Here is a 22,294-nt window from a genome sequence, read left to right as displayed (position 1 = left end):
CTCACCTCGTCTCAGTCGCTCACCCCGTCTCCGAGTTGTCCAGCCACGAGACCGCCACCGACTCGAACGGCCCGGAGTACTGCATGAGCGTCGTTCCGAGGACGGCCATCACGAGCACGTAGCCGACCGCGAAGGCGTTTATCGTCGCCGCCAGCGCCGGATCGAACGCGCCGGCGTCGGCCCCGGTGATGGCGATCGTCGCGATGATCAGAGAGAACTCGCCGCGGGTCGTCATCCCGAGCGCGACGCGGGTCGATCGCCGCACGTCGAGGTCGAACGCGCGCCCGGCGAAGTACCCGGTGACGAGCTTCGACGGCGCGGTCACGACCACCGCGACCGCGACGAGCGCCGCGATCCCGCCGAACAGCAGCGGGTCGGTGACGAGTCCGATCCAGAAGAAGAACACGGCCGCGAAGGTGTCTCGAACGGGCTCTAAGAGCGTCTCTATCTCGTGTGCGGAGCCGGTCGCCGAGAAGGCCATCCCGACGAAGAATGCGGCGACCGCCTCGCTGACGCCGAGTGCGAGCGCCGCGCCCGCGACCGACACGACCGCCGCGATCGACCGCAGCGTGATGAACTCCGTGTTGTCCGTCGCGACCAGCCGGTCGAACACCGGCGTCCCGAACTGTACGAGCGCGAGCAGTCCGGCGATGAATCCGAGGGCGATCCCGACGTCCGTCGCGGCCGCGGCGACGTCGCCGTCGCCGAGCACCAGGGCGGACGCGACGGAGAGGTAGACGGCGATGAAAAGGTCCTCGTAGACGAGCGTCCCGAGGAGCGGTTCGGCCTCGTCGTTGGCGATCCAACCGAGGTCGATGAGCGACTTCGTGATCACCGCCGACGAGGAGATGTAGACGATGCCGGCGATCAGGAACGCCGGGAGGAACGCGCCGAACACGAGCCACCCGAACACGAGCCCGACCCCGAAGTTCGCGAGATCGATCGTGCCCGCCGTGCCGATCTGCGACCGGCGCGCGAGCAGCCGGTCGAGGTTGAACTCCAACCCGAGGAAAAAGAGGAGAAAGACGATCCCCAGCTCCGCGCCGAGCGCGATGAACTCCGTCTCGGGAACGGCGGCGGTCCCGACCACGGGCAGCGAAACGCGGCCGAGCACGTACTCGCCGAGTCCCATCCCGACGAGGATGTAAAAGGGGATCACGGACTGGCCGAGTCGGTCCGCGAGCGCGCCGGCGACCGCGATCGCGGCGAACATGACGCCGACGTCGAGCAGCGCCACTAGCGGTCACCCCCGATAGCGCCGGCCGTCCGGTAGACCCGTCTGCTGTCTACCGGAGTCATTCCGTCAGGAGGTCCTCGAACGCGGCGCAGTCCTCGCGGGTACCGACCGCGATCACCGTGTCGCCCTCTTTCAGGACGGTGTCGGCCTCCGGGCTGTCGACGACGCCCTCGCCGCGCTGGATGGCGACGATCGATATTCCGGTTCGATTGCCGATGTCGGCGCTCTCCAGCGTCTCGCCGACGAGCGGGGACCCGGGTGGAAGCTCGTACCACTCCAAGAGGATGCCGCCGGGAAGCGTCGTCTCCTGTGTGTCCGGTTCGATCGGCTGGAAGTGGGCTCCCTCGATGATCGAACCGATCGTCCGCGCGAGGTCGTCGGAGAACTCGAACACCTTCTCGGAGTCGGCGTCGGCGTCGATCCGGCGGAACACCTCTCGCTTGCCGGTGTTGTGGATGACGACGACCATCTCGCCGTCGCCCAGATCGATCTCGAACTTCTTTCCGACGCCCGGGAGGTCTGACTCGCTGATCGGCATACGGGGGGAAGCGAGCCCACGCTAATAGGTGTGTACATTGACCCCAGCGGACTCAGGCGAACCGGTACGTCGTCCCGTCCGCTCCGTCCTCGATCTCGACGCCGATCTCGCGGAGCGCGTCCCGCAGCTCGTCGGCGCGCTCGTAGTTTCCCGCGTCGCGCTCCGCCTCTCGGACGTCCAAGACGAGTTCGACCAGATCGCCCGCCGCGTCGACCTCGCCGTCCGTCGCGGCGTCGAACTGGAGGCCGAGCACGTCGCCGGCGAGTTCGTCGAACGCCTCGACGGCCTCGCGGAGCCCGCGGTAGTCGTACGCGTCGCGGGAGCCGTCGGCCGCCTCGCCACCGTCGGCGTCGACCGCGTCGACGTGCCGGTTCACGGCGTCGGTGAGCTCCAAGAGCGTCGCGGTCGCCTCCCGCAGGTTCAGGTCGTCGTTCATCGCCGCGGCGAACTCGTCGCGCGCGGTCTCGACGGCCGCGCGGAGAGCCTCGTCTCCGGCCTTCGCGCGGGCGTCGACGGAGTCGAGCGCGTCGACCGCGCGCTCGTACGTCCGCGAGATCCGGTCCCAGCGCTCCTCCGCCTCGGCGATCGTCTCCTCGGTGAGCGCCTGCTCGGAGCGGTAGGCCGCCCCGGCGTAGAACGTCCGGACCACGTTGACGCCCAGTTCGTCGAGGGCGTCGGGAACGGTCCAGAAGTTTCCGATCGACGAGGACATCTTCTCGCCGTCCATCTCCAGCAGCCCGACGTGGAGCCAGTGACGGGCGAACGTCTCGCCCGTCGCCGCCTCCGACTGGGCGATCTCGTTCTCGTGGTGCGGGAAGACGAGATCCCGTCCGCCCATGTGGACGTCGAGGGTGTCGCCGAGGTGCGCCGTCGACATCGCGGAACACTCGACGTGCCATCCGGGTCGGCCCTCGCTCCACGGCGACTCCCACGTCTCGCCCGCGGGGACCGCGTCGCCGTGGTCGTGTTTCGCGTGCTCGCGGGCGGCGGTCTCGCTCACGCCGCCGGCCTTCCAGAGCGCGAAGTCCGCCGGGTGACGCTTCTCCGTCCGCTCGTCGGGCTCGCCCTGCGCTTCCAGATCCCCGACGTCCTGATTCGAGAGCGTCCCGTAGCCGTCGAAGCTGGTGACGTCGAAGTAGACGGAGCCGTTCGACTCGTAGGCGTACCCCTCTTCGACGAGCGTCTCGACGAGGTCGAGAATCTCGGGGACGTGCTCGGTGACGCGAGGGTACACCTCCGCGCGCAACAGGTTCAGCCCGCGCATCGCCCCGAACGTCGAGGCGGAGAACGTCTCCGCCACGTCGCGCTCCGCGGTCCACTCGTCGCGTTCGCCCACCCGCGCCGCGATCTTCTCGTTGACGTCGGTGACGTTCTCCACGTGGCGAACGTCGTATCCGAGGTGCTCCAGCCAGCGGTGGAGCACGTCCGCGTGGAACCAGAGGCGGGCGTGCCCGAGGTGGGGGTCGTCCGACACCGTCAGGCCGCAGACGTACAGCGTGACGTCGCCGTCCGCGGTGAACTCGACGCGCTCGTCCGCCAGGGTGTCGGTAACGACGAGACTCATTACCGCCCCGTTCCCCCGGTGGTCGCTTCAAATCGTCGGATCGAAGTGACGACCAACCCACTGTGAACAGTTCTCAACGCGTCTGCGCGTTGGGATTCTGTTCACTGTCGCTGCTCACGAACCGTCCCGCTATTTTGATCTGAAAACCGCGTATTGAGTGCCGAGGGCCCTCCCAGATCAGAGAGGTGTCCCGACAGTGAGTCTACCAACGGCCTGTCCTTCACTGGATTTATTTATATTACTTACAAATTATATTTGTGAATATTCCCATATCACGACGCAGATACCTCCGAATGACCGGAGTAGCCGGAGTAGCCGGCCTCACTGGGTGTTCACATGTGGGAAAAGAGGGGACCGAAACTGAGAGATCGGCTCCTACCGGCGTCCCGATGTTCAGATACAATCCCGCCAGGACGGGCGGACCACTGGGTGTAACCGGTCCGACTGACTCAGTCACCGAACAGTGGGTCGTCCAGACTTCGGAGGGGATCGGGTATTCGCTTGCAGTCTTCGATGACACCGTTTACGGAGAATCGAGGAGAAAGCCTCGCGCTTTAGCGCGGGGATGAATCCGACACTACCCTTCACAGTCCACCGTTCGATGGCACGGCTGGATATTCCATGCTGAGCAAATACACAGCTTCAAGTAATTTTGTCTACATAGGTTACGTATGGCGAAACAGGTCGTCACTCGCACCTACACTGCTTCCATACGGAACCAGTCTCGGGTGCAAGACGACCTTGATTCGCTCGGGTTCGCAGCCAGTAAGCTCTGGAACGTCGGACGGTGGACGTGCAGTCGGATTTGGGATGAAATCGGTCACATCCCAAACCACAACGAACTCACCACGTACCTGAAGTCACACGAACGCTATGATGACCTTCATTCGCAGTCAAGTCAGCGAGTCCTTCAAGAACTCGCTGAGGCGTTCAACGGATGGTACGGCAAACGACGTAACGGAGATACACGAGCGAACCCGCCCGGCTACCGCAAACACGGCGACGAACACCCGCGCTCGACGGTGACGTTCAAAACCGCTGGCTTCAAACTCGACACCCAGTACAACCGCGTGCGACTCTCAAAAGGATCGAACCTGAAAGAGTATTGGTCAGACTTCGTCCTGTGTAAGTTCCAAACTCGCCCCGACGTTGACCTCTCCGCCGTGGAGAACGTCCAACAAGTCAAGATTATCTGGACGGGCGACGAGTGGGAACTACACTTCGTCTGTAAGGCCAAAATCGACGTGGACGAAGCCCCCAGTGAGAAGACGGTGGGTGTTGATTTCGGGATCAACAACTTCGCCGCGCTCGCCTACGAGGACGGCCACAGCGAGCTGTACCCGCTGAACTGCTTGAAACAAGACGACTACTACTTCAGCAAGCGAATCGCTCGGTGTGACGACCCGGACTCCGAGCAGGCCACGCGGTTACACCACAAGAAGTCGGCTCGCCGCACGCACTACTTCCACACCCTCTCGAAACACATCGTCCAACGGTGTGTTGACGAGGAAATTGGAACTATTGTGGTGGGCGATCTCTCCGGCATCCGTGAGGATGCGGAGAAGGATAAGTCAAAGAACTGGGGCAAGCATGGCAATCTTGACCTCCACTCGTGGGCGTTCGACCGTTTCACCGACCTCCTCGAATACAAAGCCGAGATGGAAGGCATCGCGGTTGAGCAAGTGTCTGAGCGGGATACCTCGAAGGCGTGTTCGTGCTGTGGCCGGAAGCGTGGCGCGAACCGTGTTGAACGCGGACTATATGTCTGTGATGAGTGCGGTACAGTGGCGAATGCAGATGTGAACGGTGCTGAGAACATTCGGCAGAAAGTATCTCCGAGTTCATCGAATCTCTCGGTGAATAGGAGTAACGGCTGGTTGGCACAGCCATCGGCGTTCCTGTTTGACAAGGAAACTGGCGCATTCGCGCCTCAAGAACGGATTACGTCGTAAACCACAATATCCCAACCCAGCGGTGCGGTGCCGTGGGAATCCTCGCGCTTCAGCGCGAGGAGGATGTCAAGCTGGCACTGCCGACGGAGCCATCCACGCACTAACCGCTGAGTGATCGGCCGTCTCAGGGAGAACTCGTATCCCGCTCCACGGATGGATACGATCGACGCGGACGCGCCGAAACGTCCCGTGCGCTTATGTTCCCGTGCGCGAAGCCGCGGTATGGAACCGCTCGTCGCCGCCATTCTCGTCGGCGTCCCGCTCGCGTGGCTCGTCGGCTTCGCGGCGTACGTCTTCGTCGACGCGCCCCGACACGGGATGAACCGCCGGAAGTGGACCGCGATCGCCTTCTTCGTCCCGCTTTTCGGCTTCCTCGCGTACGTCTTCGAGCGGGGCGAACTTGATTACGATCCCGACGACGACCCCTACGCCGGCGGCGGCGATCAGCGGGAGGCGGGATTCGCGGTCCACGAATCCCGCCGCGGTGAGAAACCGCTCGGCCCGGCCGGCACCGAGGCCGCCGACGGCAACGACGGCGACGACGACAGCGACGGCAACGACGGCGACGACGAGTGGAACGATCCGGACGGCGTGGATCTGTGACGGGGGCTGTCCGTCCGGCGGCCAGCAAGACGGGCGGCTACTCGGTCTCGACCGGTGCGGGCGTCGCGATCGGTTCGAGGCCGTCGACGACGACCACGCGGGGTTCGTCGACGACCGTGATGCGGTAGGTGTCGGCCGGTGAGAGCGTCCGAACGACGCCGTCCTCGTTCGTGTCCCCGATCGACCGGCTGTCGGCGTCGCCGACGCGTTTCGTGACGGTAACGTCCGAGACGGGATCGCCACTCTCCTCGTCGCGGACGGTGACGGTCACCGGTCCGCCGGCGTAGCTCCGGTCGACGGTGACGTCGAACCCGTCACCCGCCTCCGTGACCGGCTCGGTGTCGTCGAACGCGTCGAGATCGATCCGTTGGTGCTCGACGAACACCCGCGTCGTCCCGCCGCTGACGAACGTCCGGAGGAGCCCGAACTCGTGGGGCACGGTGATCCGCTGGATCGCTCCGGCCCCGAACGCGTCCGGCTGGCGGAGCGACACCGTCTCCGGATACGCGTCCGAGACCGCGTTTATCGCCGCGTCCGTGCTGATCGAGCCGCCGCTGCGGTCCCATCGGTCCAGCCGGAACACCTCCCGAACGTACTGGCCGTCGGCGATCGTCGCCAGCACGAGGGCGTCCTCGCTCGACTGGACGTGGATGTCGGCGCCGGAGGCGTCGCCGCCGCCGGCCGCGAGCGCGTGGGCGCGGACCGGTCCCTCGTACACCTGTAAGCGGACCTGTAGCTCGGCGAGCCGGGCTGGAGTGCTGAACCCGCTCGTCTCGTCGGCGAGCGAGTCTAGCGCCTCCAGCCGGCTGTCGTACTCTCGGGCGGCGGCCGCGACGCGAACGAGTTCGTCGACGAACTCGCGGTTCGAGAGGTCGCCCGACGCGTAGGCGCTGATGGCCGCCCGCTGCCGGTCGTGAAGGCTCGCCTCGTCGCGCTCGACCCGGTCGAGCGCGTCGACTATCAGCCGTTGTCGGTCCTCGCTCGTCTCGGCGGCTTCGACCCGCTGGACGATCGTCTCGGTCTCCATCGCTCCGCTCGTCTCGCCGACCGCGACGCCGAGCGACGGACCGAGGTTCGCGCTGTACGTGGTCGTCTCGGTCCGTACGGGACCGCCGTCCGGCACCGACAGTGTCCGGAACGTGCGGTTCTCGTCGGTCGTCTGCCTTGGAAGCGGTGTGGAGAGTCGTGCGGGAGCCGGTGACGCGGTGGCGGGAGACGACGACGATCCGATCGAGTCCGCCGCGCCAACCGACGCCGGCGAGCCGGCGGCCGTTGGCGGGCCGGTGCCCACGACCGGCGCGAGCAACAGGAGGACGGCGACGGCGACGGGGAGGGCCCTCATTAGGAGGTGGTTTGCCGTCCGATATGAAAAATCCACCCCACTGAGCCGACCCGGATCTCCGCCGGCGACCGCTTCCTCGCCTCTCGGCTCATCCATGGAAAGCGTTTTGCCCGGTGCCTGAGTGATTTCGAAGCGTATGCGGAACCCTCCGTCCCGCGTTCTCCTCGCCGCAGCAGTCGGCACGCTCCTCCTCGTGGGCGTCGTCGCGCCCGCCGTGGGGGGTGCGGCCGCCTCCCCTCCCGTTTCTCCCCACGATCCGGCGGACCCACCGAGCGATCTGGGTACACAGTCCCCACACACGGCCGCGGCGGCCGTCGCGTCGGATGCGATGGTCGAACAGGTCGATGACGGCTTCGATTCGACGACGCGGATCCGGATCGAACCGACCCCCGACCGCGACGCCCGGTGGGTCGTATCGGTTCGGTACGCGCTCGCCGACGAGGCCGAACGGGCGGCGTTCGAAACCGTCGGCGATCGGTTCCGGAACGGCGACACCGGCCCGAGCGAGAGCCTGTTTGCGGGATTCGCTCGTGAGGCGAGCCGAAACGTCGATCGGACGATGCAGATATCAGACGCCGAGCGCGAGGTCGACGTCCACGAGGACCCCTCGTCGTTCGACGTCGCCGGCGACGACGCGGTCGCGGTCGGCGAGCTTCGGCTCTCGTTCGTCTGGACGGGGTTTCTCACGCAGGACGGCGACACCCTGGTGTTGGATGACGCGCTGACGACGCCCGACGGGACGTGGCTTCGATCGCTCGAACCGGGACAGACGCTCGAAGTGACGACGCCGAACGGCTACACGGTCACCAGCACCACGGTTTCGCTGCGGGACAACGCCGTGGTGATCGATGGACCGCGGACGTTCGACGAGGGAGAAGGCGTCGCGGTCGTCTACGAGTCGACCGGAACCCCCGGACCGCCGTGGACCATGCTCGTCGCCGCGGTCTTGGTCGGCGCGCTGATCGTCGCCGGGAGCGTCCTCGGCTACCGGCGGCGGAGCGGCGCTGGACCGGGCGACGACGCGCCCGGTGACGCGGTCGCCGCGACCGCGGGTGCGGACGATTCCGACACGACCGGTCCCAGCACAGGCGACACCGGCGCGGACGGTTCCGCGGCCGACGGCACCGGCGCCCAGCGAGACAGCGCCGAGACGGAGTCCTCCGACGCCCCCGACACCGCCGGACGCGGCTCTCCCGGTCGGAGTGACGCGGAACCGGCGGTCGCCGAACCGGACGACGCTGCGGCGACCGACTCCGGTGTCGACGGACCCGACTCGACCGATTCGGACGGTTCGGCGGACGACGCCGACGGGCGGGACGACGACGTCGACCGCTCGCTGCTCTCGGACGAAGAGCGCGTCGAGCACCTCCTCGACGACAACGGCGGACGGATGCGGCAGGCCGACATCGTCTCGGAGACGGGCTGGTCGGACGCGAAGGTGTCGCAACTGCTCTCCGCGATGGCTGACGAGGACCGCGTCGAGAAGCTCCGGCTGGGCCGTGAGAACCTGATATCCCTTCCCGACAGCGGGACGGCCGCGGGCGGTCGAGGCGGCGACGGAGACGATCAGAGCGACGCGGATGACGGGCCCGAGTCAGGCGGCGATCGCTAGCCGTCGGGCCGCGACGGGCACGGCTCCCACCGGGCCGCGACGGGTACGGCCCCTACCGCTCCGCGACGGAGTCCACCGCTCCGCGGCGGCCCTCATCGCTCCACCACGAAGCCGGACCACCGCCGACGCGCTCGGTGCGATAACGGATGTTCCGAAAACAATTACACACGGAGCGCCGGAGTACAGATCATGAAGGTTCTGGTGACCGTAAAGCAGATCGCGGAGGCGGGCGACGAGTTCGCGATCGAGGGGACGGATATCGCGCCCGCCGACCTCGAATACGACCTCAACGAGTGGGACGAGTACGCGATCGAGGCGGCGGTACAACTCGCCGAAGCCGGGATCGCAGACGAGGTCGTCGCCGTCACGATTGGCCCGGAGCGCGCCGACGAGACGATCCGAACGGCGCTGGCGAAGGGCGCGGACCGCGCCGTCCGCGTCTGGGACGACGTTCTCGCGGAGGGGTTCGCCGACGTCGCCGCGAAGGCGACGGTGTTCGAGGCGGTCGTCGATGACGAGGACCCCGCCCTGATTCTCGGCGGGGTCCAGGCGGCCGACACCGGGTTCGGCGCGACGGGCGTCGCGCTCGCGGAGCGGATCGGTTTCGAGCACGCCGCGGTCGTCAACGACCTGGAGATCGACCCCGACGCGGGCGTCGCGCACGTCCGCCGCGAGCTGGAGGGGGGAGTCGAGGAGCTGACCGACGTCGACCTCCCGGCCGTGTTAACCGTTCAGACCGGACTCAACGAGCCGCGGTACGCGAGTCTCCGCGGGATCCGACAGGCCCAACAGACGGAGATCGCCGTGACCGATCTCGCCGGGCTCGGGCTCGCCGCCGGCGACGTTGAGAGCGACCTGACGGTCACGTCGATGTACGAACCGGAGAGCGAGTCGGACGCCGAACTGATCGAGGGCGACGCCGGCGAGGCGGCGGCGCGTCTCGCCGAGATACTGCGCGAGACGGGGGTGAGCGCGTGATGGCGGACGCCCTCGTCGTCGCCGAACACCGCCGCGGAGAGCTTCGAGAGGTCTCATACGAGGCGATCACTGCCGGGCGAGCGCTCGCCGACGCGCGCGGCGGCGACCTCCACGTCGCGGTCGTCGCCGGCGACGTCGACGGCTTCGCCGAGGACATGAACCGCGAGGGCGTCGACGCGATCCACGCGGTCCCGAACGGAGAGGAGTTCGACCACACCGTCTATCAGGCGGCGGTCGGCGCGTTGGTCGACCGACTCGACGCCGGATCGGTCGTGGTCCCGAACTCCGTGAACGGGCTCGACTACGCGCCGGCGCTCGCCGAGGACCTCGGGGTGCCGATCGTGACCGACGCTATCGGGATCGACTACGACGACGGGCTGACCGTCACTCGCGAGATGTACGGCTCGAAGGTGGAGACGACCGTCGACGTGGCCGGCGACCGGTTCGTCGTCACGGTCCGCGGCGGCGAGTGGGCCCCCGCCGAGGGCGTCGGCGACGCGCCGGTCGAGACAACCGAGATCGACCTCCCCGAGTCGCGCGCGCGCGTCACGGGGTTCGAGGAGATCGGCGGCGGCGACGTCGACATCGCGGACGCCGACGTGCTCGTTTCGGTCGGTCGCGGGATCGGCGAGGAGGAGAACCTCGAACTGGTCGAGGAACTCGCGGACGCGCTCGGCGCGACGCTCTCCGCGTCGCGGCCGATCGTCGACAACGGCTGGCTGCCGAAGAACCGACAGGTCGGCCAGTCGGGGAAGGTCGTCACGCCTGACGTGTACATCGCGATCGGCATCTCCGGCGCGGTCCAGCACGTCGCCGGGATGAAGGGATCAGACACGATCGTGGCGATCAACACCGACCCGAACGCGCCCATCTTCGACATCGCCGACTACGGGATCGTCGGCGATCTGTTCGACGTGGTGCCCGCGCTCATCGCCGAGTTCGAGTGAGCGCGCCGCGGTGAGAGAACGCCGCGTTCGTTGAGCGCGTCGCGGTGAGAGACCACCGCATACGTTGAGCGCGTCGCGCCGCCGACCCGCCCGCTTCTCGGTTCGTTTATGACCCCGCCGACCCTCCGATCGCATCATGAGCGAGGCCGATGAGCAGACGGCGGCCACGGCGACGGGCCGGGAGATATGGATCGAAAAGTACCGGCCGCAGTCGCTCGACGACATCCACGGCCAAGAGGAGATAGTCGAGCGGCTCCAGAGCTACATCGACCAAGACGACGTGCCGCACCTGCTCTTCGGGGGGCCGGCCGGTACCGGAAAGACGACCGCTGCAACCGCTATCGCCCGCGAAATCTACGGCGAGGACAACTGGCGCGGGAACTTCCTCGAACTCAACGCCTCCGACCAGCGCGGGATCGACGTCGTCCGCGACCGGATCAAGGGGTTCGCGCGGTCGTCGTTCGGCGGCGACTTCCGGATCGTGTTCCTCGACGAGGCGGACTCGCTCACGGATGCGGCTCAGTCAGCGCTTCGTCGGACGATGGAGCAGTTCTCCGACAACACCCGCTTTATCCTCTCGTGTAACTACTCCTCGAAGATCATCGACCCGATCCAGTCGCGGTGCGCCGTCTTCCGCTTCTCGCCGCTGTCGGACGAGGCGGTGGGGGCGCAGGTCCGCGAGATCGCGGCCGCGGAGGGGATCGAGGTGACCGACGCGGGCGTCGACGCCTTGGTGTACGCCGCGGACGGCGACATGCGACGAGCGATCAACTCGCTGCAGGCGGCGGCGACGACCGGTGACGTCGTCGATGAGGAGGCGGTGTATGCGATCACGGCGACCGCACGACCCGAGGAGATCGAGTCGATGGTGACGAACGCCCTGGAGGGCGACTTCACGAAGGCGCGGGCGACGCTCGATCAACTGCTCACCGAGACGGGGATGGCCGGCGGCGACGTGATCGACCAGCTCCACCGGTCCGTCTGGGATTTCGACCTGAGTGAGCGCGAGGCCGTCCGACTGATGGAACGGATCGGCGAGGCCGACTACCGGATCGCGGAGGGAGCGAACGAACAGGTGCAACTGGAGTCGCTGCTCGCCGCGCTGTCGCTTGCGGAGTAGGCGACCGGAGGAGAAACTGCGGGACAGTCGCGGGACCGTCGCCGATTCAGTCGATGAGGCGGTCGATCGCGTCGTCGATCGCCTCGGCGTCGGGGAACTCGGGGTGTTCGCTCGCGACCCACGCGAACTCGACTGTCCGGTCCGCGTCGAGGAGGAACACGGCCGGACGCGTCTCCGTGATTCCCGTCATGCCGTCGATGTCGTGCGCGAGGCCGTACTCCTCGATCACGGCCGCCCCGGGGTCGGAGAAGATCCGGACGCCCTCTGCGCGCTCGGCGAGCAGGCGCTTGTGGGCGTACGGCGTGGAGACGGACAGCCCGACCACGTCGAGGTCGTCGGCCCAGCCCTCCTCGTCGATCGTGTTGTAGAGGTACGTCGCCTGGAACGCGCCGTTCATCGGGTGGAAGACGAGCAGCGTCGGCCCGTCGACGGCGGAGTCGAGCGAGCGGTCCTCCCAGTACTCCTCGTCGACGAGCGGCCGAGTGAAGTCGGGAGCGGTCTCGCCCTCGGCGACGTGGTCTGTCTCGGGAAGAGAGACGACGTCGAAATCCGGCATCTCAGGCACCTCCCTCGCCGTAGGTCCCGCGGAGGTACTCGACGATGTTCGCGCTCTCGGACATCGTCACGCCGGTCTCGGGGTCGACGATAGCCGGGACGCTCCGGGCACCGGAGACGCGCTTGACGACGTTGCGCTCCGAGTGCATCGGCTCGACGTACCGCGAGCGGTACGAGACGCCGAGTTCGTTCAGCGTCCGGGCGACGCGCTCGCAGTACGGACACGCCTGCAGCCGATACAGGGTGATCTGTGGGTCCGTCATGGGTGTCGTTTCGAACGCGGAACGGGTAACCGTATCGGCGGCGGCACGCTCGTCGGCGGCCGCGGGTCGGAACGGAACGGTCCGAAAGTAATCCTTTAACCCCGTGCCGTCAGAAAATGAATGAACATGGGTTTGTCGTCGAGCACGCTGGCGGCCGATCTGCTCCAACTACCGACGCCGGGGACGACCACCGTGACCGTCCTCGGCGTCGTCGCCATCCTGGTGTTGGTCGGGCTGTCGGCGTTCTTCTCGTCGTCTGAGATCGCGATGTTCTCGCTGCCGCAACACCGAGTCGACAGCCTCGTCGACGAGGGCGTGAGCGGCGCGACGACGATCCAAGAGATGACGGAGAACCCGCACCGCCTCCTCGTGACGATCCTCGTCGGCAACAACATCGTCAACGTCGCGATGACCGCCATCGCGACCGCGCTGTTCGGGATCTACCTCAATCGGGGACAGGCCGTGCTAGCGACGACGTTCGGCATCACGACGCTCGTGTTGATATTCGGAGAGAGCGCGCCCAAGTCCTACGCCGTCGAGAACACCGAGTCGTGGGCGCTGCGTATCGCGCGGCCGCTGAAGCTCTCGGAGTACGCGCTGTACCCGCTCGTCGTGCTCTTCGATAACATCGTCAAGGGCGTCAACAAGATTATCGGCGGGTCGGCGGCCATCGAGTCCACCTACGTCACCCGCGACGAGATCCAAGACATCATCGAGACGGGCGAGCGCGAGGGCGTCATCGAGGAGGAGGAACGCGAGATGCTCGACCGCATCTTCCGGTTCAACAACACCATCGCCAAGGAGGTGATGACGCCCCGGCTCGACGTCACGGCGGTCGCGAAGGAGTCGAACGTCGAGGAGGCGATCGAGACGTGCATCCAGGCCGACCACGAGCGCGTTCCGGTGTACGAGGGGAACCTCGACAACATAATCGGCGTCGTGACGGTCCGGGATCTCGTCCGGGAACTGCGGTACTCGGAGGGGGAGCCGTCGCTGGCACGCGTCGTGAAGCCGACGCTCCACGTCCCCGAGTCGAAGAACGCGGACGAGCTGCTCGCGGAGATGCAGGAGAACCGCCTCCAGATGGTCACCGTCATCGACGAGTTCGGGACCACGGAGGGGATCATCACCCTCGAAGACATGGTCGAGGAGATCGTCGGCGAGATCCTAGAGGGCGACGAGTCCGCGCCCGTCGAGTTCATCCAAGAGAACGTCGCGGTCGTGCAGGGCGAGGTGAACATCGACGAGGTGAATGACTTACTCGACATCGACCTGCCCGAGGGCGAGGAGTTCGAGACGCTCGCCGGGTTCGTGTTCAACCGCGCCGGCCGCCTCGTCGAGGAGGGCGAAGAGATCGAGTTCGACGGCGTCCGTATCCGCATCGAGCGCGTGGACAACACCCGGATCATGTCCGCGCGGGTGACGGTGCTCGACGTCGACGACGACGGCGATGTGGCCGGTGAGACGAGCGGCTCGGAGACGCCCGCCGACGACGCAGTGTAGACGCGGGCGGGGAGCCGTCACTGTGCCGTCGCGGGCAGCTCTAGTGCGAGCGATCGACGGGCACGCCGGACCGCGAGAGCAGTTCTCAGGAGAGGATCTCGACCTCGTAGCCGTCGGCTTCGAGCGCGTCGACGATGTCGGCTGCGTGTTCGGCGTCGTCGGTCTCCAGTTCGAGTTCGAGTTCGGCGGCGTTGACGGCCACGTCGCGAGAGGTGCGGTCGTGGTGGACCGCGTACACGTTCGCGCCGGTGCGTGCGACGATACTGGAGACGCGCTCCAACTCTCCGGGGCGGTCTTTTAAGTTAATCGTGATCTTGAGGTAGCGGCCCATCTGGACGAGTCCGCGTCGGATCACGGTGCCGAGGCGGTTGAGGTCGATGTTGCCGCCGCAGAGCGCGGCGACGACCGTCTCGTCGTCCGCGTACGAGAACGCCTCCGAGAGGACGGCCGCGAGCGCGACCGCGCCAGCCCCCTCCACGAGCGTCTTCGACCGCTCTAAGAGGAGGGTGAGCGCCAAGGCGATTTCGCGGTCGTCGACGGTGACGACCTCGTCGACGTACTCCGCCATGACCTCCAACGTCTGCTCGCCGACCGACCGGGTGGCGATCCCGTCGGCTATCGTGTCGACGCTGTCGATCTCGCGGACCGCTCCGGCTTCGAGCGACTTCGCGGCGGAGGCGGCCCCCTCGGCCTGCACGCCGACGACCCGAACGCCGGGACGCTGTTCTTTGATCGCCACGGCGACGCCCGAGATGAGCCCGCCCCCACCGATTGGCACGACCACGGTGTCGAGGTCGGGGCAGTCGTCGACGATTTCCAGTCCCAGCGTCCCCTGCCCGGCCATCACGACCGGGTCGTCGAACGCGTGGACGTAGGTCCGTCCCTCCTCGCGCTCCAGCTGGTGGGCGTACGCCTGCGCCTCGTCGTAGTCGACGCCCTCCAGCCGGACGCTCGCGCCGTACCCGCGGGTGGCCTTCACCTTCGAGACGGGCGCGAACTTCGGCATCACGACGGTCGCGTCGACGCCCGCGCGGTCGGCCGCAAGCGCGACGCCCTGCGCGTGGTTGCCCGCGCTCGCCGTGACGACGCCCGCCTCGCGCTCGGCGTCGGAGAGCGTGGCGATCCGGTTCATCGCGCCGCGGATCTTGAACGCTCCGGTCCGCTGGAAATTCTCCAGCTTGAGGTGCACGTCGGCCCCGCTCATCTCGGAGAAGGTCCGCGACCGCTCCAGCGGCGTGTGGCGGGCCACGCCGTCGACCCGCTCGCGCGCTTCGCGAACGTCGGAGAGACTGATCATGCGTGGGAGTCGCCGCGCCGGCGGCTAATCGGTTCCGGTCTACCACACCACAGCGTCACAACGGAGCCGAGCCGGCGGCTCGTCGGACGTGAAAGGGGGAATGCACGCGTGTGACGTGCAGGTGAAACAAGCGGGCCTGCATATAAAAAGGTGAGGCTAGCGAGGTGAAAGTAAAAACGCTAGACTGCGGCGGCGTCATCCCTCTGTCAGACGGTGTTTTCGGTGGGTGAGACGCACCGTCGTCTGTCAGTCTGTTCGTCCCCCACCGTCGGATCCGCAACGGCTCTGCACGTTCGTTCGGTTGGTGCGACCATGCCGACATCCCGCGGTCACCACGCGGTCGTCGGGCTCGGGGTCGCCGCGTTTCTCGCCTCGGCGCTCCACCACGGAACTGAACTCGACTCGCTCTCGAATCTGACCGGACCGCCGGTCGCGACAGCCGGTTCCGACACGCGGACCGATTAAGTATCGCCCGGCCGATCGCTCCCGTATGGACCTGTCCTCCGCCGTCACGGCGACGGTCTCGACCCTCCGCCGACGTCCCGCCGACCTGCTCCCCTTCTACTTCCTCGGGACGGCAGTCCCCGTCATCGCCCGCGTCGGACTCTTCGTCGCGCTCGCCGGGACATACGTCCACTTCACGGTGACCGGTCGCCTCACCGACGCGCGCGCGGCGCTCGCGGACCTGGATCTCACCCCGCCCGACCCGCAGGACTCGGAGGCGATGCAGGCGTGGGTCGAGAGCGTCGAGCCCGCACTCTCTCCGCTGGCCTCGCCGACGGCGGTCCTCCTCCTCATCGCCGGCACGCTGGCGACCGTCGTTCTCGCCGTCCTCGCGTACGCCGCGATCTCGGCCGGACAGCTATCGGCGGTCGCCGGACGACTGCGTGGCCGGCGGGGGCTCACCGCGGGGATCGCCGGGGTGCGCGGCCGCTGGCTCTCGTTCCTCGGGATCTACGTCGCCGAGATCTCCCTGTGGATCGGCGTGACGCTTCTCGGTTCCGCCGCGGTCGCGGTCGGATTCCTCGTCAGCCCCTTCCTCGGTGCCGCCGTCGCGCTCGGGGTGCTCCTCGTCGGATTCGTGGTCCTCCTCGCGGTCCGGATCGTCTTCGCGTTCGCGCCCGCGGCGATCGTCATCGACGACGCGGGCGCTGTCGGCGCGCTCGTCGGTGCCGGCGGGTTCGTCCGCTCGAACCCCGCGGACGCCGCCGCGTATCTCGTCATCGCGATCGGCGTCCTCATCGGAACCGCCTCCGCAGCCTCCGCGCTCGCGTTCCTCGGTGCCGGCGCGATCGTCGCGCTGGTGAGCGCGGTCGTCGTCGCCCCGGCGCTCGACGTTCTCAAGACGACGCTGTACGGCGACCACCGCGACGCGATCTCCCCCGTCTCTCCGCCGGCGGCCGGTCCGATCGACCAGTTCCGCTCGGGCGTCCAGCGCGGGTGGCGCGAACTGCTCGCGTTCGTGCGCCGGTCGCCCGGCGCACACGTCGTCTCGATCGCGGTCGGGATCGGCTTCGGCGCGCTCGGCTGGCTCGCGGTCGATCCGCTCGTCGGTTCGGTCACGACCTCCATCGAATCGCGACTCGTCGGACACGTCCCGCCGGCCGCCGCCGTCAACTTCTTCGGCAACAACTGGGTCGTCGCTATCGCCACGGCGACGGCGGGCGTCGCGCTCGTGATCCCGGCGCTGTCGTCAATCGCGTTCAACGGCTTCGCGCTGGGTGCCACCGCGGCGCTGGAGTCGAACCCCGTCGCGCTCGTCGCGTTCGTCCTCCCGCACGGGATCTTCGAGATCCCGGCGCTCTTCGTCTCCGGCGCGCTCGGAATCCGTCTCGGGGTCGTCTCGTGGCGCACGTTCCGCGGTCGCCTCTCCCGTGAGGCGTTCGCGAACGCCTTAGAAAACGCCTTCTGGGTCCTCGTCGGGCTCGGGATCCTCCTCGCCGTCGCCGGGTTCATCGAGGGGTTCATCAGCCCGTACTACTGGCGGCCGTTCGTCTGAGTCGTTGATCCCGCCCGCACGTTCAAGTCGCTCCGTCCCGAATCCTGACCCGTATGACACGACGCGATCCCCTCGACGAGATCGACGACCTGATCGACCGGATGGGGCGCGAGTTCGAGGAACTCGGCGAGACGTTCGGGGGTCCCGACCCGATGGGGGCTCCCGACCTGCTCGGCGCTCGGAATCCGCCCGTGGACGTGCTCGAAGACGACACGACGCTCACCGTTCTCGTCGATCTCCCCGGCTTCGACGACGACGATATCGACGTCGAACTCCGCGAGGACGCACTGACGGTCGCGGCCACGCACGAGGAGACGAGCGACGCGTCTATCGACGCCGAGCCGAGCGCGGCAGACGAGGGCGACGCGGACGATGCTGCCGGCGGAGAGTCGACAGGGACGTCTGACGACGATCCGGCCGTCCGATACCACCGACGAGAGCGTCGTAGCCGGTCGGTTTCGCGAACTATCTCTCTTCCAGCACCGGTCGAGCGGGCAGAGGCGACGGCTTCCTACGACGACGGCGTGCTCACGGTCACCCTCCCGAAGCGCTCGCCGTCCGACGCCGGCGGCCACCGCATCGACGTGAACTGACCGGTCCAGTTTCGCCGACGTCTCCGTGGGTGACATGCCACGAGATAGCAGCGGTACATCTGTGCTTAATACCTCACAACGCCTCTCTGTGGGTGATACTCATGAACAGCAGCACCCCATTCGACGAGATCGAACAGTTCCTCGGCCGCCCGTTCGCGAGCACCCGATCGTGGGGTCGAGACCTCCGGACGGCGGACGTCGACGTCGCCGAGTACGACGACGAGTTCGTGGTCATGGCCGACCTCCCCGGCTACGACCGCGAGCACATCGACGTGCGAGTCGCGGACGGCCGGCTCACGATCCGCGCCGAGCGCGACACCGAGCGCGAAGACGCCGACCGTCGGTACCTCCAGCGCGAACGCCGCCGCGAGTCGGTCACCCGGTCGATCGACCTCCCGTCTTCGGTCGACGAGACCGCCGCGACCGCGACGTACCAGCACGGCGTGCTCACGGTGACGATCCCCCGCGCCGGCGAGGAGTCTGACGACGGCCACCGCATCGACGTGAACTGACCGGCGTGAACTGAGCCGCCGGCGGACCGCGAACCTCGGTGGCCGCCGGACCGGGTAACGCGAATCCGGCGCCCGCCCGTCCGTTTTTATCGGATACCGCTCCAGTCACCTCGTGCGACCCACCAGCATCACGCCGGATTCGTCCACCCCGCCGGATTCGTCCTCCGACACCACCTGTGAGCGACCTCGACCTGTCGGCGGCCGCCGGGCGGACCGACGGCGGTCGGAGCGCGGAATTGCGCCGGTCGCCGGTGTGTTGCTGCTCGCGATCACCGTGGTCCTCGCCGGCGGCGTCGTCGCGGCCGCGATAGACGCGCCGCCGGAGCCGGCACCGACGGCGATGCTGTCGCTCTCGGTGACAGACGACCGGATCGCGGTCACCCACCGCGGCGGCGACCCGCTCGACGTGACGGCGCTGACGGTCCGCGTCCGCATAGACGGCGAGCCGCTCGCCAGACAGCCGTCGCTACCGTTCTTCTCGGCGGCCGGATTCCGACCCGGGCCGTCCGGAGCGTTCAACGCCGCGAGCGGGAACACGCTGCGATCCGGCGATACGGCCTCGTTCCGCGTGGCGGGAACGAACGACCCGGCCCTCGAACCCGGTCGGGTCGTCACCGTCGACATCGCGGCCGACGGGCAGCCGGTCGCGTCGCTGGAGGCGAGGGCGGACGCCGGGTGAGGCCGAGCGTACGGGGGCTTACTCCTCGGGGACGCGCGCGACGGTCGTGATCGCTCGGGGGCTTCTCGGAGTCGCCTGCTGGATGTGGTGTTCGAACGCCTCGTAGCCCGCCGCGTCGAACATCCGGTCGGCCTCGTCTTCGTCGTAAAAGAGCATGATCGCGTCGGCGACTCGCTGCAGCACGCGGTTGTGGGGGTAGTCGGGGCCGACGACGAGGACCTGTCCGCCTGGTTTCGCGACGCGGCGAATCTCTCGGAGCCCCTCGACGGGGTTCGGCCAGTACTCGATCGAGCCGGACGACCAGACGATGTCGAAGGCGTCGTCCCGGAACGGGAGCCGCTCGGCGTCGCCGCGGTAGAAGTTCACCCGGTCGCGTTTCCCGAACTTCTCGAACGCCTTCTCCATCTGGTGGACGCTCTGGTCGAGCCCGTGCACGTCGTCGGCGTGGTCGAGCAGCCCCTCGGTGCCGAACCCGGTGCCGCACCCGACGTCGAGCACTCTCGGATCGTCGACGAACTCCAGCCACGAGAGCGCCTCCGACCGCATCTCCTCGGTCCAGTTGAACCGGTTGACCTGGTCGTACACCTTCGAGAGGTACTTGTAGAACAGGCGCGCGTTCGACTTGTCCTCGAGGATCCCCATTTACCGGCTCGTTGGGCCGCCCGCGCCATAACGGCACGGATCCGCCGTCGACCGCGGTCCACCGCCGAGGGACGACGGTCCGTTCCGACCGGCTTATCCGCCCCGGCGACCGATCGACGGACATGGATCCGACGACGAGCGGCCGGTACCGCGTCCACGACCGCCGCCCGCGCCCGGACATCGAGGGGACCGACAGCGAGGCGACAGCCGACGCCGCCACCGAGGAGTTCGTCCTCGTCGAGCACGCGGACGGTCCCGTCGACCCAACCGACCCGGAGGCCGACGATCGATTCGAGCCCCTATACGCGATCGCGGAGGAATACGAGGGCGACCTCGCCGAGCGCGTGGCGACGCTGGAGCCCGGGTACGTCGTCGACGCGACGCTGGCGTGGACGGACGGCTCCGCGCGCTTCTCGGCGGTCGAAGTCGTCCGTGAGACCCGATTCCGCTTCGCGGACGCGGTCGACGGCATGTTCGAGGCTGCCGTCGACGCGTGGCGCTCGCTCCGCGCGGACGGCGAGGCCGTCGGGTCGGTCACCACTCGATCGAACGACGGCGACCCGAACGGGGCCCTCTACCTGTTCGCGGACGGACCGGGGTCTGACACTTTCGACGACCTGCGGGCCGGGCGACTCCCGATCGAACCGCTCGTCGCGCGGGTGAACGCCTCCCGCGCGGACGACGACCCCCGCGAGGTGTTCGTTCTCGCGCCCGCTGACCACCGGTTCGTCGCGGTCTACGTCGTCTTCGACCGCGACGGCGTGCTCGCACAGACGGTTCGAGACACCTACGGCCTCGGTCCGGGACTGGCGGCTGGGCTCGACACCGGCGTGCCCGACGCGGCGAAGGCGGGCGACGGCATCGACACGGGCGACCGAAGCGAGACGGACGGCGACGACACGCACGCCGGAGACGACGGTTTCGACGCGCTCGATCGACTGTAGCCGGCCGATCTATCACCCCGGCTGATCGGACCGGGGCCGCCGATCCGCCTTCCGGACTCCGATCAGAGCCAGCCGGTGTCCGGATCGGCTCGCTCCGGCGACATTTCGCCGGTGAGCGCCGCTGCCGACGTCGCGGCGGCGGGTCGTGCGCCCCGACTTTCGATGCGTCTATGCGCGCCCGCTCGTTAGGGGCGGCCGTGAGCGACGACGACACGTCCAAGCCGCCGATGCTCGTCCTCCTCGAATCGCTGGCGTTCTACCGGAACGTCCGCGTGGGGCTCGTCGCGGGCGCGACCCTCGCGGTGACGCTGTATCTCGTGCGGGCGCTCGAACTCTTGGGACCGGTCATCGACACCCGCGAGTATCCGCTGTTCGGACCCGAGGTCTGGTATGTCCTGCTGGCGTTCGTGCTCGCCGCGACGTTCGCGCTGCTCGTCGCCATCGCGCTCACGATCGTCGCGGCCGCACGAGGGGCTCGCGCGGTGTCGAGAGAGTGAGAACCGAGCGGGCGGCGGCCGTCGGACTCGCTAGTCGGCGGTACAGGACGCGTCGCACTCGTCGCCCGTGAACTCTTGAGCCGGTTCCGTGAGCTTGTAGAGGTTCTGTCTGGCATCGGCGAAGTAGACGTCTTCGTCGACGACCCCGATCCCCTCCAACCGTTCGAGGGCGTACCGAACGGTTCGGGCCGAGAGCATCGACTCTTGGACGATCCCCTTCTGTGTCAGCGGGCCGTTGTACTCGAGCACCTTGAAAACGAGTTTGGCGCTCGGCGGGAGGTCGTCGAGCACCTCCGTCTGGGTTCCTTCCATCGTGACGAACCGACACCGCACATCGTGATAAATGTTGATGGCGCGTCCGGTTCCTCACCTCCGTTCGCGCCGTCTCGTCGCAGCGAACGCTAGCACCGCCGGATTTATCCGGAATAAATTGCCGGTATCGAACACACTACTGACTAGTTAGTCAGGTCTCGTGCTCGCGCGCGCCGCTCGACGGCTCGGACGCGTCCTCTCGGACCGCGGGGCGAACCGGACGGCACCACCGGTCCGCTCCGTGGCCGCCGGGCGGAACGAACGGCTTTTCACGGGTGCTCGCGGATCCGGTGGTATGAGCGACGACTCGGAAATAACGGGCCACGCCCGGGGCGTGGTCGTCACGACGATCTGCGCGCTCGCGGGGATCGCCGCCGGCGTCGTCTCGGCGGCCTACGTCGGGACGGATCCGGTCGACGCCGGGAGCACCACGCTGGTCGTCGTGCTCGCCGCGTTCGTGCTCGTCCAGTATCCCCTGTACAAGGTCATCGGCGTGAGCGACTTCGGCGCGAAGGACAACCTCTACGTGGCGTTTCTGACGTTCACGCTGTGGTTCATCAGCTACACGGTCCTCGCCGTCTCCGGCGTCGATCTGGTGGCCTGAG

24 protein-coding genes are annotated in these 22,294 nt (G+C 67.6%); 15 read left to right on the top strand and 9 right to left on the bottom strand.

The genetic code is table 11. The features are described 5' to 3' along the window. Window positions 1-19: 19 nt before the first annotated feature. Genes ACZ45C_RS13685 through cysS form a run of 3 tightly spaced genes read right to left on the bottom strand, consistent with a single transcriptional unit; the run spans window position 20 to window position 3,339 of the window. Complete coding sequence (locus tag ACZ45C_RS13685; protein WP_460561013.1) at window positions 20-1,237, bottom strand: cation:proton antiporter; 1,218 nt, start codon at window positions 1,235-1,237, stop codon at window positions 20-22. Between the two features lie 58 nt (window positions 1,238-1,295). Next, window positions 1,296-1,775 (bottom strand): TrkA C-terminal domain-containing protein, encoded by a 480-nt coding sequence (locus ACZ45C_RS13680; protein WP_460561015.1) that lies wholly within the window; start codon window positions 1,773-1,775, stop codon window positions 1,296-1,298. 52 nt (window positions 1,776-1,827) lie between these two features. Next, on the bottom strand, window positions 1,828-3,339 hold the full coding sequence (cysS, locus tag ACZ45C_RS13675; protein WP_460561017.1) for a cysteine--tRNA ligase: 1,512 nt from the start codon (window positions 3,337-3,339) through the stop codon (window positions 1,828-1,830). Between the two features lie 671 nt (window positions 3,340-4,010). Between cysS and ACZ45C_RS13670 the strand changes: the two genes are divergently transcribed. Next, window positions 4,011-5,291 carry an RNA-guided endonuclease InsQ/TnpB family protein gene (locus ACZ45C_RS13670; protein WP_460561019.1) on the top strand — a complete coding sequence of 427 codons (1,281 nt, stop codon included), beginning with the start codon at window positions 4,011-4,013 and terminating at the stop codon, window positions 5,289-5,291. Window positions 5,292-5,513: 222 nt separating this feature from the next. Further along, the gene (locus ACZ45C_RS13665) at window positions 5,514-5,894 is read left to right on the top strand and encodes a hypothetical protein (protein ID WP_460561021.1); all 381 of its coding nucleotides are present in this window, start codon (window positions 5,514-5,516) and stop codon (window positions 5,892-5,894) included. Window positions 5,895-5,931: 37 nt separating this feature from the next. Here the strand turns inward: ACZ45C_RS13665 and ACZ45C_RS13660 are convergent, their stop codons facing one another. After that, the gene (locus ACZ45C_RS13660; protein WP_460561023.1) at window positions 5,932-7,236 is read right to left on the bottom strand and encodes a DUF7094 domain-containing protein; all 1,305 of its coding nucleotides are present in this window, start codon (window positions 7,234-7,236) and stop codon (window positions 5,932-5,934) included. 136 nt (window positions 7,237-7,372) lie between these two features. On the opposite strand from ACZ45C_RS13660, the gene ACZ45C_RS13655 reads away from it, so the two are divergent. The 4 genes from ACZ45C_RS13655 to ACZ45C_RS13640 all read left to right on the top strand — a co-directional run bounded on the left by ACZ45C_RS13655 (window position 7,373) and on the right by ACZ45C_RS13640 (window position 11,893). Next, window positions 7,373-8,848: a helix-turn-helix transcriptional regulator gene (locus tag ACZ45C_RS13655; protein ID WP_460561025.1), complete on the top strand. Its 1,476-nt coding sequence runs from the start codon at window positions 7,373-7,375 to the stop codon at window positions 8,846-8,848. 189 nt (window positions 8,849-9,037) lie between these two features. Beyond that, window positions 9,038-9,826 carry an electron transfer flavoprotein subunit beta/FixA family protein gene (locus ACZ45C_RS13650; RefSeq protein WP_460561027.1) on the top strand — a complete coding sequence of 263 codons (789 nt, stop codon included), beginning with the start codon at window positions 9,038-9,040 and terminating at the stop codon, window positions 9,824-9,826. Then, a complete protein-coding gene (locus ACZ45C_RS13645; RefSeq protein ID WP_460561029.1) occupies window positions 9,826-10,773 on the top strand; it encodes an electron transfer flavoprotein subunit alpha/FixB family protein in 948 nt (315 codons plus the stop codon). Before ACZ45C_RS13650 ends, ACZ45C_RS13645 begins: the two co-directional genes overlap by 1 nt. A 136-nt stretch (window positions 10,774-10,909) precedes the next feature. Next, window positions 10,910-11,893, top strand: coding sequence for a replication factor C small subunit (locus tag ACZ45C_RS13640; protein ID WP_460561031.1), 984 nt, complete (start codon window positions 10,910-10,912; stop codon window positions 11,891-11,893). Window positions 11,894-11,939: 46 nt separating this feature from the next. Here ACZ45C_RS13640 and ACZ45C_RS13635 read toward each other — a convergent pair whose 3' ends face one another. Next, entirely contained in the window at window positions 11,940-12,449 is a 510-nt protein-coding gene (locus ACZ45C_RS13635) for a redoxin domain-containing protein (protein ID WP_460561033.1), read from the bottom strand. Between the two features lies 1 nt (window position 12,450). Continuing rightward, on the bottom strand, window positions 12,451-12,711 hold the full coding sequence (locus ACZ45C_RS13630) for a glutaredoxin family protein (protein ID WP_460561035.1): 261 nt from the start codon (window positions 12,709-12,711) through the stop codon (window positions 12,451-12,453). Window positions 12,712-12,837: 126 nt separating this feature from the next. On the opposite strand from ACZ45C_RS13630, the gene ACZ45C_RS13625 reads away from it, so the two are divergent. Next, entirely contained in the window at window positions 12,838-14,214 is a 1,377-nt protein-coding gene (locus ACZ45C_RS13625) for a hemolysin family protein (RefSeq protein WP_460561037.1), read from the top strand. 85 nt (window positions 14,215-14,299) lie between these two features. On the opposite strand, the gene ilvA is transcribed toward ACZ45C_RS13625, so the two are convergent. After that, a complete protein-coding gene (gene ilvA, locus ACZ45C_RS13620; RefSeq protein ID WP_460561039.1) occupies window positions 14,300-15,511 on the bottom strand; it encodes a threonine ammonia-lyase in 1,212 nt (403 codons plus the stop codon). A 312-nt stretch (window positions 15,512-15,823) separates the two neighbouring features. Here ilvA and ACZ45C_RS13615 point away from each other — a divergent pair, with 312 nt between their 5' ends. From ACZ45C_RS13615 to ACZ45C_RS13595, 5 genes are all read left to right on the top strand, one after another. After that, a complete protein-coding gene (locus tag ACZ45C_RS13615; protein WP_460561041.1) occupies window positions 15,824-15,976 on the top strand; it encodes a hypothetical protein in 153 nt (50 codons plus the stop codon). Between the two features lie 25 nt (window positions 15,977-16,001). After that, window positions 16,002-17,510, top strand: coding sequence for a stage II sporulation protein M (locus ACZ45C_RS13610; protein ID WP_460561043.1), 1,509 nt, complete (start codon window positions 16,002-16,004; stop codon window positions 17,508-17,510). A 53-nt stretch (window positions 17,511-17,563) separates the two neighbouring features. Then, on the top strand, window positions 17,564-18,103 hold the full coding sequence (locus ACZ45C_RS13605; RefSeq protein ID WP_460561045.1) for an Hsp20/alpha crystallin family protein: 540 nt from the start codon (window positions 17,564-17,566) through the stop codon (window positions 18,101-18,103). 101 nt (window positions 18,104-18,204) lie between these two features. Further along, window positions 18,205-18,615, top strand: coding sequence for an archaeal heat shock protein Hsp14 (gene hsp14 / locus ACZ45C_RS13600; RefSeq protein WP_460561047.1), 411 nt, complete (start codon window positions 18,205-18,207; stop codon window positions 18,613-18,615). A 235-nt stretch (window positions 18,616-18,850) separates the two neighbouring features. Then, window positions 18,851-19,294 (top strand): type IV pilin N-terminal domain-containing protein, encoded by a 444-nt coding sequence (locus ACZ45C_RS13595; protein WP_460561321.1) that lies wholly within the window; start codon window positions 18,851-18,853, stop codon window positions 19,292-19,294. Between the two features lie 18 nt (window positions 19,295-19,312). On the opposite strand, the gene ACZ45C_RS13590 is transcribed toward ACZ45C_RS13595, so the two are convergent. Beyond that, entirely contained in the window at window positions 19,313-19,936 is a 624-nt protein-coding gene (locus ACZ45C_RS13590) for a methyltransferase domain-containing protein (RefSeq protein WP_460561049.1), read from the bottom strand. Window positions 19,937-20,058: 122 nt separating this feature from the next. Here ACZ45C_RS13590 and ACZ45C_RS13585 point away from each other — a divergent pair, with 122 nt between their 5' ends. Both ACZ45C_RS13585 and ACZ45C_RS13580 read left to right on the top strand, forming a co-directional pair. Then, window positions 20,059-20,880, top strand: a complete 822-nt coding sequence (locus ACZ45C_RS13585; RefSeq protein WP_460561051.1) for a DUF6663 family protein — start codon at window positions 20,059-20,061, stop codon at window positions 20,878-20,880. A 170-nt stretch (window positions 20,881-21,050) separates the two neighbouring features. Beyond that, window positions 21,051-21,377: a DUF7536 family protein gene (locus ACZ45C_RS13580; protein WP_460561053.1), complete on the top strand. Its 327-nt coding sequence runs from the start codon at window positions 21,051-21,053 to the stop codon at window positions 21,375-21,377. A 30-nt stretch (window positions 21,378-21,407) separates the two neighbouring features. Here ACZ45C_RS13580 and ACZ45C_RS13575 read toward each other — a convergent pair whose 3' ends face one another. Continuing rightward, window positions 21,408-21,689: an ArsR family transcriptional regulator gene (locus ACZ45C_RS13575; RefSeq protein WP_460561055.1), complete on the bottom strand. Its 282-nt coding sequence runs from the start codon at window positions 21,687-21,689 to the stop codon at window positions 21,408-21,410. Between the two features lie 295 nt (window positions 21,690-21,984). Between ACZ45C_RS13575 and ACZ45C_RS13570 the strand changes: the two genes are divergently transcribed. Beyond that, on the top strand, window positions 21,985-22,293 hold the full coding sequence (locus tag ACZ45C_RS13570; RefSeq protein ID WP_460561057.1) for an EMC6-like membrane protein: 309 nt from the start codon (window positions 21,985-21,987) through the stop codon (window positions 22,291-22,293). The last annotated feature ends 1 nt before the right edge of the window (window position 22,294 follow it).

It is taken from the genome of Halorubrum pallidum (assembly GCF_055380345.1).
The sequence above is the reverse complement of the archived record's forward strand: the minus strand, read 5'-3'. Positions and strand labels throughout refer to the sequence as shown.